This window comes from Vibrio sp. JPW-9-11-11 (genome assembly GCF_013369335.1).
Lineage (GTDB): Bacteria > Pseudomonadota > Gammaproteobacteria > Enterobacterales > Vibrionaceae > Vibrio.
Genome location: NZ_SZQJ01000036.1, coordinates 284885 through 300395 on the forward strand (window position 1 = coordinate 284885; position 15511 = coordinate 300395).

Annotated in this window: 15 protein-coding genes; 10 read left to right on the forward strand and 5 right to left on the reverse strand. The window is 46.4% G+C overall.

Annotation, left to right across the window (positions count from 1 at the left end; translation table 11 throughout):
- Positions 1-32: 32 nt before the first annotated feature.
- Positions 33-938, reverse strand: a complete 906-nt coding sequence (locus tag FCU94_RS17135; protein WP_176289685.1) for a LysR family transcriptional regulator — start codon at positions 936-938, stop codon at positions 33-35.
- Between the two features lie 82 nt (positions 939-1020).
- On the opposite strand from FCU94_RS17135, the gene FCU94_RS17140 reads away from it, so the two are divergent.
- On the forward strand, positions 1021-1257 hold the full coding sequence (locus tag FCU94_RS17140; RefSeq protein ID WP_176289686.1) for a DUF2798 domain-containing protein: 237 nt from the start codon (positions 1021-1023) through the stop codon (positions 1255-1257).
- A 44-nt stretch (positions 1258-1301) separates the two neighbouring features.
- On the opposite strand, the gene FCU94_RS17145 is transcribed toward FCU94_RS17140, so the two are convergent.
- The 3 genes from FCU94_RS17145 to FCU94_RS17155 all read right to left on the reverse strand — a co-directional run bounded on the left by FCU94_RS17145 (position 1302) and on the right by FCU94_RS17155 (position 2681).
- Positions 1302-2018, reverse strand: a complete 717-nt coding sequence (locus FCU94_RS17145; RefSeq protein ID WP_176289687.1) for a YebC/PmpR family DNA-binding transcriptional regulator — start codon at positions 2016-2018, stop codon at positions 1302-1304.
- A gap of 92 nt (positions 2019-2110) precedes the next feature.
- Entirely contained in the window at positions 2111-2320 is a 210-nt protein-coding gene (locus tag FCU94_RS17150) for a DUF3283 family protein (protein WP_176289688.1), read from the reverse strand.
- Between the two features lie 163 nt (positions 2321-2483).
- The gene (locus FCU94_RS17155; RefSeq protein ID WP_176289689.1) at positions 2484-2681 is read right to left on the reverse strand and encodes a PA3496 family putative envelope integrity protein; all 198 of its coding nucleotides are present in this window, start codon (positions 2679-2681) and stop codon (positions 2484-2486) included.
- Between the two features lie 330 nt (positions 2682-3011).
- On the opposite strand from FCU94_RS17155, the gene FCU94_RS17160 reads away from it, so the two are divergent.
- Positions 3012-3491 (forward strand): transcriptional regulator, encoded by a 480-nt coding sequence (locus FCU94_RS17160; protein WP_176289690.1) that lies wholly within the window; start codon positions 3012-3014, stop codon positions 3489-3491.
- A 366-nt stretch (positions 3492-3857) separates the two neighbouring features.
- Here FCU94_RS17160 and FCU94_RS17165 read toward each other — a convergent pair whose 3' ends face one another.
- Positions 3858-5828 (reverse strand): replication initiator protein RctB domain-containing protein, encoded by a 1971-nt coding sequence (locus FCU94_RS17165; RefSeq protein ID WP_176289691.1) that lies wholly within the window; start codon positions 5826-5828, stop codon positions 3858-3860.
- 1224 nt (positions 5829-7052) lie between these two features.
- Between FCU94_RS17165 and FCU94_RS17170 the strand changes: the two genes are divergently transcribed.
- The 8 genes from FCU94_RS17170 (at position 7053) to FCU94_RS17205 (ending at position 15491) form a co-directional block, all read left to right on the forward strand.
- Entirely contained in the window at positions 7053-8270 is a 1218-nt protein-coding gene (locus FCU94_RS17170) for a ParA family protein (protein WP_176289692.1), read from the forward strand.
- A gap of 7 nt (positions 8271-8277) precedes the next feature.
- Entirely contained in the window at positions 8278-9249 is a 972-nt protein-coding gene (locus tag FCU94_RS17175; protein WP_176289693.1) for a ParB/RepB/Spo0J family partition protein, read from the forward strand.
- A gap of 88 nt (positions 9250-9337) precedes the next feature.
- The gene (locus tag FCU94_RS17180; RefSeq protein WP_176289694.1) at positions 9338-11347 is read left to right on the forward strand and encodes a tRNA(Met) cytidine acetyltransferase TmcA; all 2010 of its coding nucleotides are present in this window, start codon (positions 9338-9340) and stop codon (positions 11345-11347) included.
- A 350-nt stretch (positions 11348-11697) separates the two neighbouring features.
- Entirely contained in the window at positions 11698-11967 is a 270-nt protein-coding gene (locus FCU94_RS17185; protein WP_176289695.1) for an STAS domain-containing protein, read from the forward strand.
- 15 nt (positions 11968-11982) lie between these two features.
- On the forward strand, positions 11983-12342 hold the full coding sequence (locus tag FCU94_RS17190) for a response regulator (RefSeq protein WP_176289696.1): 360 nt from the start codon (positions 11983-11985) through the stop codon (positions 12340-12342).
- Positions 12343-12383: 41 nt separating this feature from the next.
- On the forward strand, positions 12384-14459 hold the full coding sequence (locus tag FCU94_RS17195) for a chemotaxis protein CheA (RefSeq protein ID WP_176289697.1): 2076 nt from the start codon (positions 12384-12386) through the stop codon (positions 14457-14459).
- 10 nt (positions 14460-14469) lie between these two features.
- On the forward strand, positions 14470-15030 hold the full coding sequence (locus FCU94_RS17200; RefSeq protein WP_176289698.1) for a chemotaxis protein CheW: 561 nt from the start codon (positions 14470-14472) through the stop codon (positions 15028-15030).
- The gene (locus FCU94_RS17205; RefSeq protein ID WP_176289699.1) at positions 15027-15491 is read left to right on the forward strand and encodes a chemotaxis protein CheW; all 465 of its coding nucleotides are present in this window, start codon (positions 15027-15029) and stop codon (positions 15489-15491) included. The genes FCU94_RS17200 and FCU94_RS17205 overlap by 4 nt, the downstream gene beginning before the upstream one ends.
- Positions 15492-15511 lie beyond the last annotated feature (20 nt).

The window sequence follows — 15511 nt, forward strand, 5'->3', positions numbered from 1 at the left end:
TATTCCTCTAATTCGCGCTAAGTCCAACTGCTTTACAGTGTAAAGTGCCTTGGGTTTTGCATCTTTTCAACACCAATCAGTAGACGTTCAATAAGCAGGCTCAACGCTTTGGGTTGATAACGGCGCTGTTTATAAACCAGATAGGCTTGCCTAACCCCACGCTGATATTGCGGTAACACGCGTACAAGGTTCATATGCGGGTGAACATGACGAAATGGCAGAGCGGCAACTCCAAGACCTTTCTCTACCGCACCACATACTGCCATGATGTCATTAACGATCAATTTGGGTTTAACGCTGATTACATCGATCAACTGCTCTTGCTCAAAGACAGAAATATCGAGCGCGTGGTCGACGCTCACCCAATCTAGCTTGCTCAGCGCGGTAAGGTCAGCAATTTCGCCCACGCGTTCCAAGTATTCCGGGCAGGCAAAGAACCCTTGATGGGCTTTGAACAAGGGCCGCGCGATCATCTCATCCAAATCAGCCAAATCGAACGTCATCAGCAAGTCTCTGTCTGTTTGTGGCACGGCTTGCTCTTGGCTAAGCACCAGATCGAGCGAAACGTGTGGGAAATCAGCCAGAAACTGCTCAACCACTTCGCCGACAAACGCGCGGTAAAAGTTATGCGGAATGGCCAGCTTGATTTTCCCAGACACAGCTTGAGTGTCACTGAGCATTTGACCAAAGCCAACTTCTATTGATTCCATACCACTCTTTAGCTGCTCAAAGGCTTCTAGGCCACTTTGGGTGGCCACTAGCTCCCTACCCCTCTTTTCTAACAAACGACTGCCTAGACGTTGCTCAAGAGCAGATAAGCGGCGCGACATGGTCGAAACGGGCAGTTGCAGTTTTTTCGATGCCGCGAGTAGCGATCCCTGTTCGACCACCGAACAGAACAAATAGAGATCATCAATATTTCCAAATATGGAACTCATGCTTCTAAACCTGCCTATATTTCTCACTATTGAATGGTTATATCCTATTTCTCAACCAAACAACAACCGCTAAGGAAAAACCATGAGTCGCAAACAATTTTGGATTACTGCCCTGCTGTCATCCTTCACTATGGCGCTGTTTATGTCGGGGCTGATTTCGGGGTATCGTCTCGGCTTTAGTAGTGAGTGGCCGGCAATCTGGCGCGACAGTTTTGTTCTCGCATGGCCAGTTGCATTGACCTTAAATCTCACGGTTCTGCCGCAAATACGCAAACTATCCAGTTGGTTAGCCGGTACAAACCCGGTTTCGCAGGCATAAAAAAACCGAGCCAAGCTCGGTTTTTCGTTTAACTGTTTACGCTCTTACAGCTCAGCGTTGTGGTAAACCTGCTGAACATCATCACAGTCGTCAAGCATATCCAAGAACTTTTGGAACTTCTCCGCATCTTCACCTGAAACTGGCGTGTGCGTTTGAGGCACGAAAGTGATTTCTTCAACGTCTAACGTCAGATCAGGGAATGCCGCATTAAGCGCTGTTTTGGTCTTGAAGAATTCAGTGTGAGGCGCAAATACCGTGATCACACCGTCTTCTAACTCAACATCAGTGACGTCTACATCTTCCATCATTAGGGTTTCTAGAATGATTTCGTCATCGTCGCCCTTAAACTGGAACACCGCTTGGTGATCGAACATGTGAGAAACAGAGCCTTCAACACCAATTTTAGCCCCTGTTTTAACAAAACATTGGCGAACATCTTGGAATGTACGGTTACCGTTGTCTGTTAGACAGTCAACGATCACGCTCGTACCGCCAGGGCCAAAACCTTCGTAACGTGCTGGTGCGTAGTCTTCACCACCGCCGCCGTTCGCTTTATCGATCGCTTTGTCGATAACGTGCGCAGGAACTTGATCCTTTTTAGCTTTTGCGATCAGGTGTTTTAACGACAAGTTCATGTCTGGGTCTGAACCACCATTTTTCGCGCACATGTAAATTTCTTTACCGTATTTGGAATAAACTTTAATTTTTGCGCCAGCAGTTTTTGCCATTGAGGCTTTGCGCACTTCAAAACTTCTTCCCATCGGGATGTTCTCTCTAATTCAATTTAACGCGGAAGATTCTAGCAAAATACGAGCGCTTTTCAATTTCTCGCCTTGCAGAGGAAAAAGGCGCGTTACGCCACGCCCATTACTCGTTTGTATTTTTCGACAGACTCCAAGAATGAGGCTTTTTCATCAGCGTCGGTAATTTTGTCCGCTTGCTGATCGATTTCATCAGGCATAGCCTTCGCTTCTCGGAGTTTCCAGACCAAAAACGACGCTTGCTTATCAAGCTCAATTTTGTTCTTCTCGCTCGGTGGAAGAGTAGACAAGTTGATCGACATACCTTGGCTCTAATCTGTAAAAATAAGGAGTGAGAATATACCACACCGAAGTCGGTTATAGTGAGCCAATCTCAGTATGTGTCGCAGATTAGATCAAAAAAATGGCAAAAATAAAGGGTGGCTTTCCAATGCCACCCTCTCGTATTCGTCTTAGTAGGTCGAACTAGTGCAAAATGCCCAGCTCTTTCGCCTCTTCGATTGTCAATCCGCTTTCTCGTATCTCTCGCAGAGCTTCGATGCGACGACGAGCTTCGGCAGATTTGACACCTTTAGAGGGCGCTTTTGACTCAACTTCTTCCGTGAAGTCCCAGTTACTCGCGATCTTACTCATTTCATCATGGTCAATAGAATTAATGGACATAATCACCTCCGAACAAACCATGCTAGGGACGCTTAATCTGTAGCAAAATCTATCGTCCCTTGTTAAGAATTTTAGCTCTATAATGTGATAGTGCTAATAGTTCGATGACTCTTATTGTTTTTTGTATAAATAACTTTTGCCTCCCCCTCGATGGCGAAGTACATTTAAAAGATTACCCCTACACAAATGAAGGCGATCAGCGTCTCATTTTCCCCCTCGAGCATTGGAGCTAAACCCGTTGCTTTGCAGCGACACCGCTTAGTCTAAAGTGGCAAACTTCTCAAATCACAACCAAGCTATACCATAGACACCATTAGCCATGGAGACACTATGACCTCCCCAGCGATTGAAGATTGGTTTGAGCAACTCAACCAGTGGCACCGAGAGCGGAAGCATGATCAAGTGTCTGTTTTGGAACAGCTATTACTCACGACCCCAGAAGCGTTATGGTCATGTCCAAACCAGGCGATAACCAAACGAGCGCTCCCGATGTGGTTCGACGCGTGCCTGAGGCTTTACCTGCACTACCGAAATGATGTCCCACAACGCGCCTACTCTTTTGTACAGCTCGCTTATGGCCGACTTCAACAACTTGCCGGTGACGCGAGTTGTGAAATAGCGATAAGACACTGGGCAACTCAACGCATACAACATTTGGCAGTGTTGAGTCTCGAGTTTTGTCAGCAACAGAACAGTGAACAATGGCGGAAAGAGTCTCAGCAGTTGATCGACAATCATGTGCTCTTTATGCAGAAACTGGCTTGGAATGAAGTACGAAACGATGATCAAGGGAGCGTTCAACACCATTAACGGCGATCGCAAGCAACAATGATCAATATCGACCTTGATCATTGTTCCAATGAAGTGAACTAATACGTTGAATTTTTGGCAAAAAAAAGCGAGTTCAGAGAACTCGCAAAAAATTCAGAATGAATGTAACAATATGAGCCAATCTATCAGGGATAATCCTATCCCTCATTCATCAGAAAGGACAAAAGGTTGTCTATTCGGGATAAATAATAACCAGTTCCCGAGAGACGATTGTCAGTGGCGTGTCAGGGGAATGTCGTAGGTTTGTGTTTATCGGCGTAGAGTGTAACAAGATGTGAGACCGGGTAACGATAAATAAAAAAGCCAGCAATGTGCTGGCAAATTTAAAGGCTGAATATCGTTCGATCACACGGCGACTTCGTCCAGCGCTCTAAACACAGTCTCATCCAAGTGACCTTCAAACACCTGTTTGCACACTTTCCGCCTTACCGCTAAACCCGCGATCAGCCGCTCAATCGACAGATGTTTGTTTTCACTCTGACTGTTGTACAACTCCACCATTTTACTCAATGTTTCATAAGGCACGACATGTTCACCGACACGTAAGTAATCTAGCTTGTCAATTAGCTCCAGACACTCTTCTTGAATCGAGGCATGGGAATGCCCGGTCATCGCAGCCAACGCTGTTATAGAGCGTTCTAGGGCCACTGAAGAGGTATATTTGGATAGGGTAATGGTAATTTCGTCGGCGTTGATCTCTACCAGATGTTTACGCTGTTTCACGCGACGGCCTAGTTTACCACGCGGTGAGCGCTCTTTACGTTGGATCGGCTCAAACTCACCATCAATGATCTGAGACATTTCTTCGAGCTGTTGCTTAGACACCATCTCGTTTCGCAGCGGATTCGGTAGCGTCGGCGCCATATTGCGTTTACCGGCGTTAGTCGTCCGTGCTCGTGAGTAACGTAACACCTCTTCCGCATCGCATTTGATGTCAAACTGGTAGTCTTTGATCTTATCTTTTTCGATCTGGGCGGAGATCGTCAGATGGTAGCCCCACAAATTGACCACAAAAAATTCGTCCGATCCTTTGTTATCGGACAGCCTTTTCAGCTCGCGGATCAAATCCATTGAGAAGCGACGCCATTCAATATTGCGCGCCAATTTCTGATTGAGCTCGCTCAGGAGCATCGAGTCGGTATGACGGCGTGACATCCGACTGCGGAAGTAACTGTAAAGCTGGAATACCAAGGTGTGCTGCTTCAGGATTTCGGGCGGGAACAAGAAGAAATAATCGCGAGTGAGCAGCTCTTCGTAGAACGAAGGTTCCCACACTAGGATATATAGGTTGGGTTTAATGCGAATTTCGCCGTCAGCTCCCTCTGTAGGGGCTTCTTCCGATGCAGTAATGGTACGGGCTAAAAATCGGAAACGATCGCTCTTAAAGCCTTCAGGCATGTTCTCGCTTAACCATCGTCCGGTCAGTTCATGCAGTTGAAAGTCGGTAAACTCGATTCGATCGATACTGTCACGGATTGAATCACGCGCTGGACCACTGTCTTTTTTACCACGCAGCGACAAAATATCCGTGATGTAGAGCGGAGTTTTATTAGGAACATGTGTACCGTCTAACTGATATTGATGCTGATGATGTTCGTGGTATTGCACGGTCAACGTAAACAACGCGAACAGCGTCATCAAATCATCAACCGTCATAATATTTTTGGATGATCGAGTTTCGATCACTGCGCGCGTGCCCGAGATCGAAACCATGCTTTTCTGATAACTCTTGCGGGTACGGGGTGGCGCGAGCGCTTGATCGATAATGCCCGCCCAATTAGTGGGTGAAACAACGAACTGGTCGGCTTCGTCTTTCATCGCGGGTGGAGTATTGAGCCCATGTTCGTTCAGCAGGCGTTTATTCACTTGTGTTTGTGCCAGCGCTTTAGAACGTTTCTGTTTCTCATTTTGTTTGACGGACTCGGTGACTAAGCTTGTTGCCCCTAGCACTGAAATCAGCTGATTTGGATTAACGAAGCGGTGCAGCATGGTTTTGCCTGCTAATCCTTCCTCAAAACGAACTGGGATTTGTTGAAACAAACCGATGTTTACAGCCGCGCGCAATCGCTGTTGAATCGCGGCTCGGGTGACTTGCCCATCGGTGGCGTCGATCAGCTCTGTTGTGGATACCAGACCGTCTTTGCTGCTAAATCCACGTAATGATATCAGGTTCAGAAGTTCAACGATGCTCTTCGTAACGCCTTTAAAATGTTGGTATTGTTCTATCCAATTGACCGCAGACTCCGACACTTCGAATAAGTGTCCATCCTTGTGGCTTCTTGGCGCTTTGATCAGTCGTTTTTCTTCAGAGCTCATTATTAGATCCGTGTCACACTAGCCGTAATATCGCTATAGTTCCGAAAGAATAAAGAAAAAAAGATCATAAATAAAGAAAAACTTATTGCTTTTAAATAACTGATCTTTTTGATTAATCTGATCTTAATTGATTATATGATCTATTGATCCGAGGCGACGGGGCTCTATAAGTTATTGTCTTAAAAGAGTTATTTTTTTTAGTCTTGGAAAGCATGATCATGAATATCTCGTAAGCATGATCATTAAGTCACTGAAAGCATGATCAAAAATGCTTGAAACGATGATCATTGCAATAACGAATCAATGATCAACGTGATTAAGAAAGCATGATCATCATTGCTACACATCTTATCCACAGCCGTATGGCGAGTTGTGTCAATTGCCCCTGCTTGAGCGCGTAATATTCGGCCGATCGGGTCCGAAACAATGATCAAGGTGGACACAATAATAGCCGGATTTGCGCCTTACATCACCTGATTTGTGATTCGAAATGCACGCAGTAAACCGTGTGCGGTGATTGACAGTGGCGACTCGGTTTCTGAAAGCATGATCATGATAGTTTCTTGATATCGCTCTCCCATCGCTTTGTTGTTCAATTTTTATGACTAGTGGTGGCTGACAGGCATTATCGCTGAGTTCATCTGCTTTTAACCGTAAATTAGACGTCATTTTACATGCTTCCGGACGCCGAGAACACTTGATCATTTTTCCGATCTTTGATCATTTCAACTGACAGTGCTGAAAGCCCTCTGTTTGCCGTTTTATGCCTTGATCATTGTTCCATCAGGCCGATTATTTGCCGAAAGCATGATCATCATGCCACTCATGATCATCGTTCCGTATACCAGAACTATGGCTATCCTAGGATATCGAGCGACTCGCGTCTGCCTCCGCTTTTGTTCCTTTGCGTATTGCCTTGAAGTTGAAAGTGCACCTGCCGTAAATTAGCGACGAATCTTAATCGTTCCGAACAAAACTTACTCTAAACCTTTACATTGTAAATATGTGACACTGTAATAAATAAAAAGTACAACGCATTGTTAGGGGAAAATGACATTAATCGCGCATTAATTTGAAGCGATTGATCGCCAGTAATCATTAAATTTCTGTAAATTTTATATTTAATGTGATTTCTATCGATAATTGACCGTTCACCTTTTTATTGTATGTTGTCAAAAATGCTGTACAATCGCGTTTAGGTCAATAACAACGGAATTTGGCAAAATGAAACGAGAACAGACGATAGAGAGTCTCATTCAGTTAGCAGATCAGACCGCGCAGGTTCAGGCTGATCGAATTGAAATCGTATTAGAAGAGCGCAGTGATGAACATTTTCCTCCAATGTCAAAAGCATTGATGGAAACGCGCTCGGGATTAACGCGTCGTAAATTAGATGATGCGATCAGCAAACTTGAAGAGTCTGGTCATCAGTTCACTAAAAACAATGCCAATCACTACTCGATTTCTTTGCAAGAAGCACACATGCTTATGGATGCCGCTGGCATTCCCAAGTTTTACGAGCGTAAAAAGAATGGTGATAACAAGCCGTGGATCATCAATGTTCAAAACCAAAAAGGCGGTACAGGTAAGTCCATGACGGCGGTTCACTTGGCGGCTTGTCTAGCACTTAACCTTGATAAACGTTACCGTATTTGTTTGATTGACTTAGATCCGCAAGGCTCCTTGCGACTATTTTTGAATCCTCAAATTAGCCTTAATGACCATGACAACATCTATTCAGCCGTCGATGTAATGCTTGATAACGTGCCTGAAGGGGTTGAGGTCGATAAAGAGTTTTTGCAAAAAAACGTACTGTTGCCGACTCAATATCCAAACCTAAAGACCGTTTCTGCATTCCCAGAAGATGCCATGTTTAACGCAGAGGCATGGCAGCATTTATCGAAAAACCAATCGCTCGATATTGTTAAACTCCTTAAAGAGAAGTTGATTGATAAAATAGCGGACGAATTTGATGTCATCATGATTGATACCGGCCCTCACGTCGACCCTTTAGTGTGGAATGCAATGTATGCGTCGAATGCTTTGCTGATCCCATGTGCGGCTAAACGACTTGACTGGGCATCGACAGTCAACTTTTTCCAACATTTACCTACCGTGTACGAGATGTTCCCTGATGATTGGCAAGGTCTAGAATTTGTCCGCTTGATGCCAACCATGTTTGAAGATGACAATAAGAAGCAGGTCGCGGTATTAACGGAAATGAACTATTTGTTGGGTGACCAAGTGACAATGGCGACCATTCCGCGAAGCCGAGCATTCGAAACTTGCGCCGATACCTACAGTACGGTTTTCGACCTTACCACGGGTGATTTTGAGGGTGGCAAGAAAACGTTGGCGACCGCTCAAGACGCAGTGCAAAAGAGTGCGCTCGAGCTTGAACGCGTATTGCATAGTCATTGGTCATCACTTAATCAGGGGTAATTGAATCATGGCAATTAAAACTTCAGATTTGAACGCCAGATTATTTGGCAAAGCGAATAAGCGTCATGTCACCACACCACAAGAAGCGCAACAAGCGGCCAAAGAGCAAACACAAGTGATTGAGTTAGCGGTTGCGGGTGAAAACAAAGTTCAGTTTGAGCTAGTACGTATTCCTGCTGACGCTATTGAAGCTCAAACCGTCGTGTTTGCCGACAATGCACGCGAACAATCATTCCTCAATGAGCACGCGCTATCTGATGTGTTGGTTACACTGCGTGAACGGGGGCAGCAATACCCTGCTGTTGGCCGTCGGCGCGAAGATGGAAAAATTGAGGTGCTCGATGGTAGCCGCCGTCGTATGTCATGTCTGTTGGCTGAGCAAGAGTTTCTCATCTATGTTGGTGAAGACATCAGCGCTGAACACGCTAAGTTTTTGTCGGATGTTGCGAATGCACACAAACCGCTTTCACTGTACGAGAAAGGCAAAGAGATGCTCGCTAAACTCGAAAGTGGAGAGGCTAGCGACCAAAAAGCGCTGGCTAAGATGTTCCAGTGTAGCGAAGCCTTGGTGAGCGGCGCATTAAAAGCCGCGGATTTACCATTAGAGCTTCTTCAAGCTTACCCGAATGTCGCTGACCTTGGCCGCCCTACGATTGTGAAGCTTCACAAGCAGTTTAATGGTCTAGATGATGAGCAACGCGCTCAACTGCTGGCAAAATGTCGCTCGAAAGACGGCTTTGTTTGGCAACGCAGCGAGTCACAAGGTGTCGCACGCATTACCAAGGAAGTGAGTGAAACCATTGAAGCTTGGATTGAAGAGCTGTCACCTTCAACCAAAGCGGCGGTCGCTAAAACAGAACTGGTCAAGGGACGAGCGAGTTACTCACGTAAAGGCAGTAATCTGACTCTGAATCTAAAGAAAGTGGATGATGCCTTGATGAGCGAGATTTTGGCGCTCGTTGCACACAAGCTTAAATAATTGATATCCCCTATCGAGAGCCGCTTTTTAGCGGCTTTTTTTGTGTCATAATGTTGTTCAATCCCATTGTTGTTCTTCGAACTGAGCTATGACCTCAACTGACCTGTTTTTTACCCAGCTTCTTGATTGCGCGGTACAAAGTAATCACCGATATGGTGTTGTCCTTCAAGGTGATTCTGACTGGCAACAGCGAATGCTGGCTCCCCTACTTCAATCTGTCCCTGCTAAAGAGACGTTTTGTTTAGGGGCGGATATCGCTCTCGAGAAGTGTCATCGTGTCGCGTTCAATAAAGGCCATCAGCTGCTGGGACGGGAATGTCAGTTGTTGTTGTGTGATTTTGAACAAGGGTTTGATGCCAACAGCTTTAGCGCGGCCACGGGGTGTATTGTTGGCGGCGGTTTACTCGTTATACTCACCAAACCAGATCAACCTTCGAGCTATGATCAGCAATGGTTATCTCGCGCTTTAAACCACCTAATGGTTGTTACGCCTTATGATAAGTTGCCTTCCTTACCTAAAGTGACACCTAAACCAGTCTCTGCTTTCAAACAACAAGATGAGGCTGTCGAAAAGATCCTTAAAGTGGTCGATGGACACCGCAAGCGCCCATTGGTCATAACGGCAGATCGAGGTCGAGGTAAAAGTAGCGCACTCGGGATTGCTGCTGCAAAAATGATGCAAAGTCGTCGTATCCATATTGTCGTAACGGCGCCATCGCTGTCAGCCGTGAAACCGCTTTTTGTCCATGCCGCTCGGTTGTTACCAGAAGCGGAGCAAGCGTCTGGTCGACTTCGCTTTCAAGATTCGACGCTTGAGTTTATTGCGCCAGATGAGTTAATTCGCGCTGGCCGTATTGGAGATTGTTTGATGGTCGATGAGGCGTCGGCCATTCCGATCCCTATGTTGCAATCTATGGTCGAGCTTCATCATCGCGCCATATTTTCAACTACGATTCACGGTTACGAAGGATGTGGTCGCGGCTTCACTGTTAAGTTCCAGTCTTGGCTCAAGACCGAGAGGCCGGGCTGCGTGTTTTACCATATCAACCAGCCGATTCGTTGGAACGACGACGACCCATTGGAACGTTGGCTGTTTGACAGCTTTTTACTTAATGCTGAACTTGCTGAGTTTACTCAGAGCAGAGTTTCCAATATTGCGTTGCAGCCGATCGATAAGAGGCGTTTAATCGAACAGCCACACTTGTTACGCGCATGTTTTGCCCTACTAGTTAATGCTCATTATCAAACCACACCGAATGATTTGATGTTGTTGCTCGCCGATGACGCCATTCAACTCTACGCCCACTTTGAACAACAGCACTGCATTGGCTGTCTATTAACAGTCGAAGAGGGTGGGTTAGCACCTGATCTCATCTCTGAAATACAGCTTGGTAAGCGCCGACCAAGAGGGCATTTGGTTCCTGTCACCCTCGCGAATCACCTCGGAATCGCCGAGGCTGCGCAACAACGCAGCCTGAGGGTAATGCGAATAGCGGTTCACCCCGAGCTACAAGGGCAAGGTATCGGCAAACGAATGCTACGTCAGCTGCGAGAGCAAACCGATTATGACTTCTATTCAACGAGCTTTGGCGCAACCGCTGGACTGATCCAGTTTTGGTGCGACAGCGGTTTTTATCCGGTTCGGCTTGGTCATCAACGCGACCAGGCTAGCGGCTGTCATTCAATAATGATGCTACAAGGAGAGACGAGTTGGCGTCGGCAGGTAGAGCAGCTTTATTTCGATGCATTCTGTTTTGCATTGAGTGATAACTTTGCTTCGCTTGAAACGGAAGTTGTCCGTAGTTTGTTAGCTCATTCTAATGCTTCCGTAGCGTTTCCTAGCGGTTTCGAGCTTGTGGAACACTACCTTCAAGGCGGAGCGAGTTTTGAAACCATCGCTCCACTGCTCGATTTATGGTGGAAACGCGCACCGCGGCATTGGCAAAATGCCAGCCCATTATTAATTCGAAAAGTGATACAAAGGCGCAGTTGGGGTGATTGTGTTCAACATTTTAACCTTGTCGGTCGCAAACAAGCAGAGGCCGCATTTAGAGAGCAACTGAGTCACTTTCTCTCATCAATACGCCCGGCAAATTGAGTTGATACAAAATTTACACTGTAAAGCTAATCTAACCTTGCTCCTTTTACAGTGTAAATTTTTGCCCTCCTTCCTGCTCCTTACTCAAGCAACCTGTCAGTCAGCTCATACAATAGTTAAGATCTGAACCCTGATATCCCGTCAGGGGCGATAAATATTTTTTAGATAGAATAGTCAATGTAATTGCATAATTTATTTAGATAATTTCATTTTAGTCTGTTCCTTAGAATTGCCCTATCTCACTTATCTACCACTGCATCTTCTTGCGTATTATCAAATAGTTTCTACACTCATTTATAAGCAACAGGCTTAATATTTGGCTAGAAACAATAATGAAGCACGGTGATGACATGGAACGTTTATTACCCGAGAACCTTGATATCTCGACCGTTCTCGACAGCACTAACCTTTATAAGAATTGGCTTAGCGAAGACAGCGTACTTTTACTCGACGCGTCGAACGTGAAACGAGTGGATGCTGCCGGAATTCAAGCGCTCACCTCTCTGTTCCTCACGGCTAAGTTAAATCAGACAGACATACAGTTACTGCGTCCGACCGAACTGTTACTGGACAGTTTTAAGATACTCGGACTCACTGAACAACTTGAGATTAACCATTAAGTTGGGGATAGGGATATGACAAAAATTCTTGCTGTGGATGATTCGGTTTCAATTCGTCAAATGGTTAGCCATACCTTGCGAGACGCAGGTTATGACGTAGAAACCGCGAATGATGGTCGCGATGCTTTGAGTAAGATAATGCGCGCCAAATTTGATGTAGTGATTTCGGATGTGAATATGCCAAACATGGGCGGATTCGAGTTAGTGAAAGCATTGCGCGAAAAGCCTCAGTACAAGTTTACGCCCATTTTGATGCTGACCACCGAAACGAGTAGTGACAAAAAACAGCAAGGCAAAGCGGTTGGAGCTACGGGCTGGTTGGTTAAACCCTTTAATCCGGACACACTACTCAAAACATTAAAACGTGTGATTTAACCACTGCTAATTACTAACAACGTCAACTGGCAAGGTGAATAATGGCTTTAGACATGGAACAGCTGCGTAAGATGTTTTACGAAGAGTGTCGTGAAAATCTTAGCGTGCTAGAAGAAATACTGCTCAATTTAGATGTTGAGCAAGTCGATGATGAGTCAATCAATACTATCTTTCGTGCTGCGCACTCAATAAAAGGTGGCGCTGGGACATTTAACTTACTCGATATTAGTGAGTTTACTCACAGCGTCGAAGCTTACCTAGATTTGGTTCGTAACCACCAGCGTCAATTGACTCAGCAAACGGTCGATTTATTGCTCAAAAGCGGCGACTGTATTCACAATATGCTGGAAGGTCATGAGCTGGGTAACGACGTAGACAAAGCGCTGCAACAACAAGTGACTCAGAGCCTAGTGGCGCTGCTCGATGATGCGAGTACTGCCGAGAGTCGTCACGATGACGCACAAACTAGCGTTGAACCTAGTTCACCAGCGCAAGAGTGTGAGCAACCTTGGCACCTGCGCTTCGTGCCCCACCAAGACATGTTCTTTAGCGGTAATGATCCGCTAAGAATTCTACGAGAGTTAAATGAACTGGATGCGGAGTGTCATATCGACGCTGATACATCTGCATTGCCCGAACTTGATGTTTTAGAGGCCGAGCTCTGTTTTCTTAGCTGGTCTGCAACGCTTCCTGCCCATATTGAAGAAGACCAAATCCGAGAGATATTTGAATGGGTGGAAGATGAATGCGACCTGATACTTGAGCGCGTCGAGTCGAGCGACTCTCAGTCTGTGCAAGCTCCACAGTCGCTGGCTGATACAGCTCTTACGCCGAGCGATAGTCAGCGTAAATCAGATGACGCCCCTAGCGGGGGAAAAGCAACGGCGAAAAATATTAAGCCAGAGTCGAGTGTCAGTTCGATTCGTGTCGATATCGATAAAGTTGATAGCCTTATCAACCTTGTTGGGGAGTTAGTGATCACCCAATCGATGTTGACGGAGATAGGCAACGACTTTTCACTCGATAAGTTAGACAAGCTAAAAACAGGGCTTGAGCAACTACTTCAAAACAGCAAAGACCTGCAAGAGAATGTGCTGAACATACGCATGTTACCGGTTAGCTTTGCATTCAGCCGCTTCCCTCGTTTGATTCGCGATCTGTCTAGTCGTTTAGATAAACAGGTCGAACTCAAAATTAAAGGAGAACACACCGAGCTAGATAAAACCGTGTTAGAGCGTATTGTCGACCCGTTAGTGCACCTAGTTCGAAATGGCATCGACCACGGAATTGAAGCCCCGGCACTGAGAGTGGAAAAAGGCAAAGCGGCGGCGGGCACTATTGAGTTGAATGCCTACCATCAAGGTGGGTCGATAGTGATAGAAATCAGCGATGACGGAGCTGGTCTCGATTGCAACAAACTGTGGGGGAAAGCGCTAGAGAAAGGAGTGCTGCCACCAGAATCTCGTCGAGAAGAGTTTTCTGACAAGCAAATCATGAACCTTATTTTTGCCCCCGGTTTTTCCACGGCAGAACAAGTGTCTGACATTTCTGGCCGCGGGGTTGGGATGGATGTGGTGCGCCGCAACATTGAAGAGCTCGGTGGTCATATCGAAGTTGAATCTGAGCTTGATGTCGGTAGTCGTTTTGTTATCAGTCTACCGCTCACCTTGGCGATTTTGGATGGCCAACTGGTCAAGGTCGGTGGAGAGGTGTATGTCATTCCTCTGTTGACGATTGTCGAGTCGATTCAAATCGATCCTGCCAGTATTAAGCTTGCTTCTGGTGGCATCGAGTTGTACCGACTGCGCGAGGAGAACATTCCGATATTGCGCCTTCAAGACGAGTTAGAAATGGGCGACAGCGGTGCCTTAGATCAGCAGCTCTTATGCTTTGTTGAAGCCGCCGGCCATCGAGTTGGCTTGCTACTCGACGAACTTCTCGACCAGCAGCAGGTGGTCATCAAAAGTTTAGAGTCCAACTACAGCAAGGTGTCGGGGATCTCAGGCGCAACGATTCTTGGCGATGGCTCTGTATCGCTAATTCTGGATATTCAAGGCTTAGTGACCAACTTTACGCACCGTACCAATGATGCAGCGCACAACGGAATGGCGGCGTAGGGAGGCAGTTATGGACAGTATTAACCTCGACCCCCCTCGCTCTGAACAACAACCTCTTGCAGCGGAGAGCCAATTACTCCAAGCGCTAGAGGTGGGCAGTGAAGTCAGCAATGAAGTGAGTGAAAACGCTGACTTTCTAAGTTTTGAGTTAGCCGAAGAACTCTACGGCGTAGACATTAAAGATGTGGAAGAGATTCGTGTATGGGAGCGGCCCACCCCTATACCGCGAGCACCTAAATATGTGCTTGGTGTGATCAATTTGCGCGGAATGATCGTCCCTGTGGTGGATCTGCGAGCCAGGTTTTCGGTAGGGGAGTGCGAATATCGTCCCACGACGGTGGTGATCGTGTTACGTGCTCAAGATAACAATAGGGATCGATTAATGGGCCTAGTCGTCGACGCGGTAAGTGATGTGATCAGTCGCGGAGATAGTGAACTCTCCCCTTCAGTCGGGGACTCACAGGTGACGCCTTACCTACAAGGCTTGATCAACGTGGGCGATCGCGTGATGGCATTGCTCGATACTCATGAGCTTCTCAATATCGAGAGAATTTTGAGGAAGCCGGCATGACACAAGAATTTTTAAGTTTTGTTCTGGAAGGCGATGAGTACGCCGTCCCAATTCTGGATGTACGTGAGGTGAGAGGCTGGACTCCAGTCAGGCAGGTGCCTAATTCGCCGAGTTATATGCAGGGAGTCCTTGAGATTCGTGGTGAGTACATTCCGATTGTCGATCTTCGGCTACGTTTTGGTTTGTCGCCGGCGGTGATTAACGCCACGACGGTAGTCATTGTTCTCAATGACGATCAGCGCCACCCTCTCGGCATTATTGTTGATGGGGTCTCTGAGGTGTACTCACTGAGTAGGGAGCAAATTAAACCTTCTCCGCACGTGTCGCAAGATGTCGACCACAGTTACGTGCAAGGGATCGCGTCGGTGCCGAATGGGCATCTCATTTTAATTAATATGCAGGCTTTGTTCGATGCAGCGGAGCTTACTCAACCCGACCAATTACAAGAGAGTTGGGCTTAATGCCAATGTGAATGGGGTTT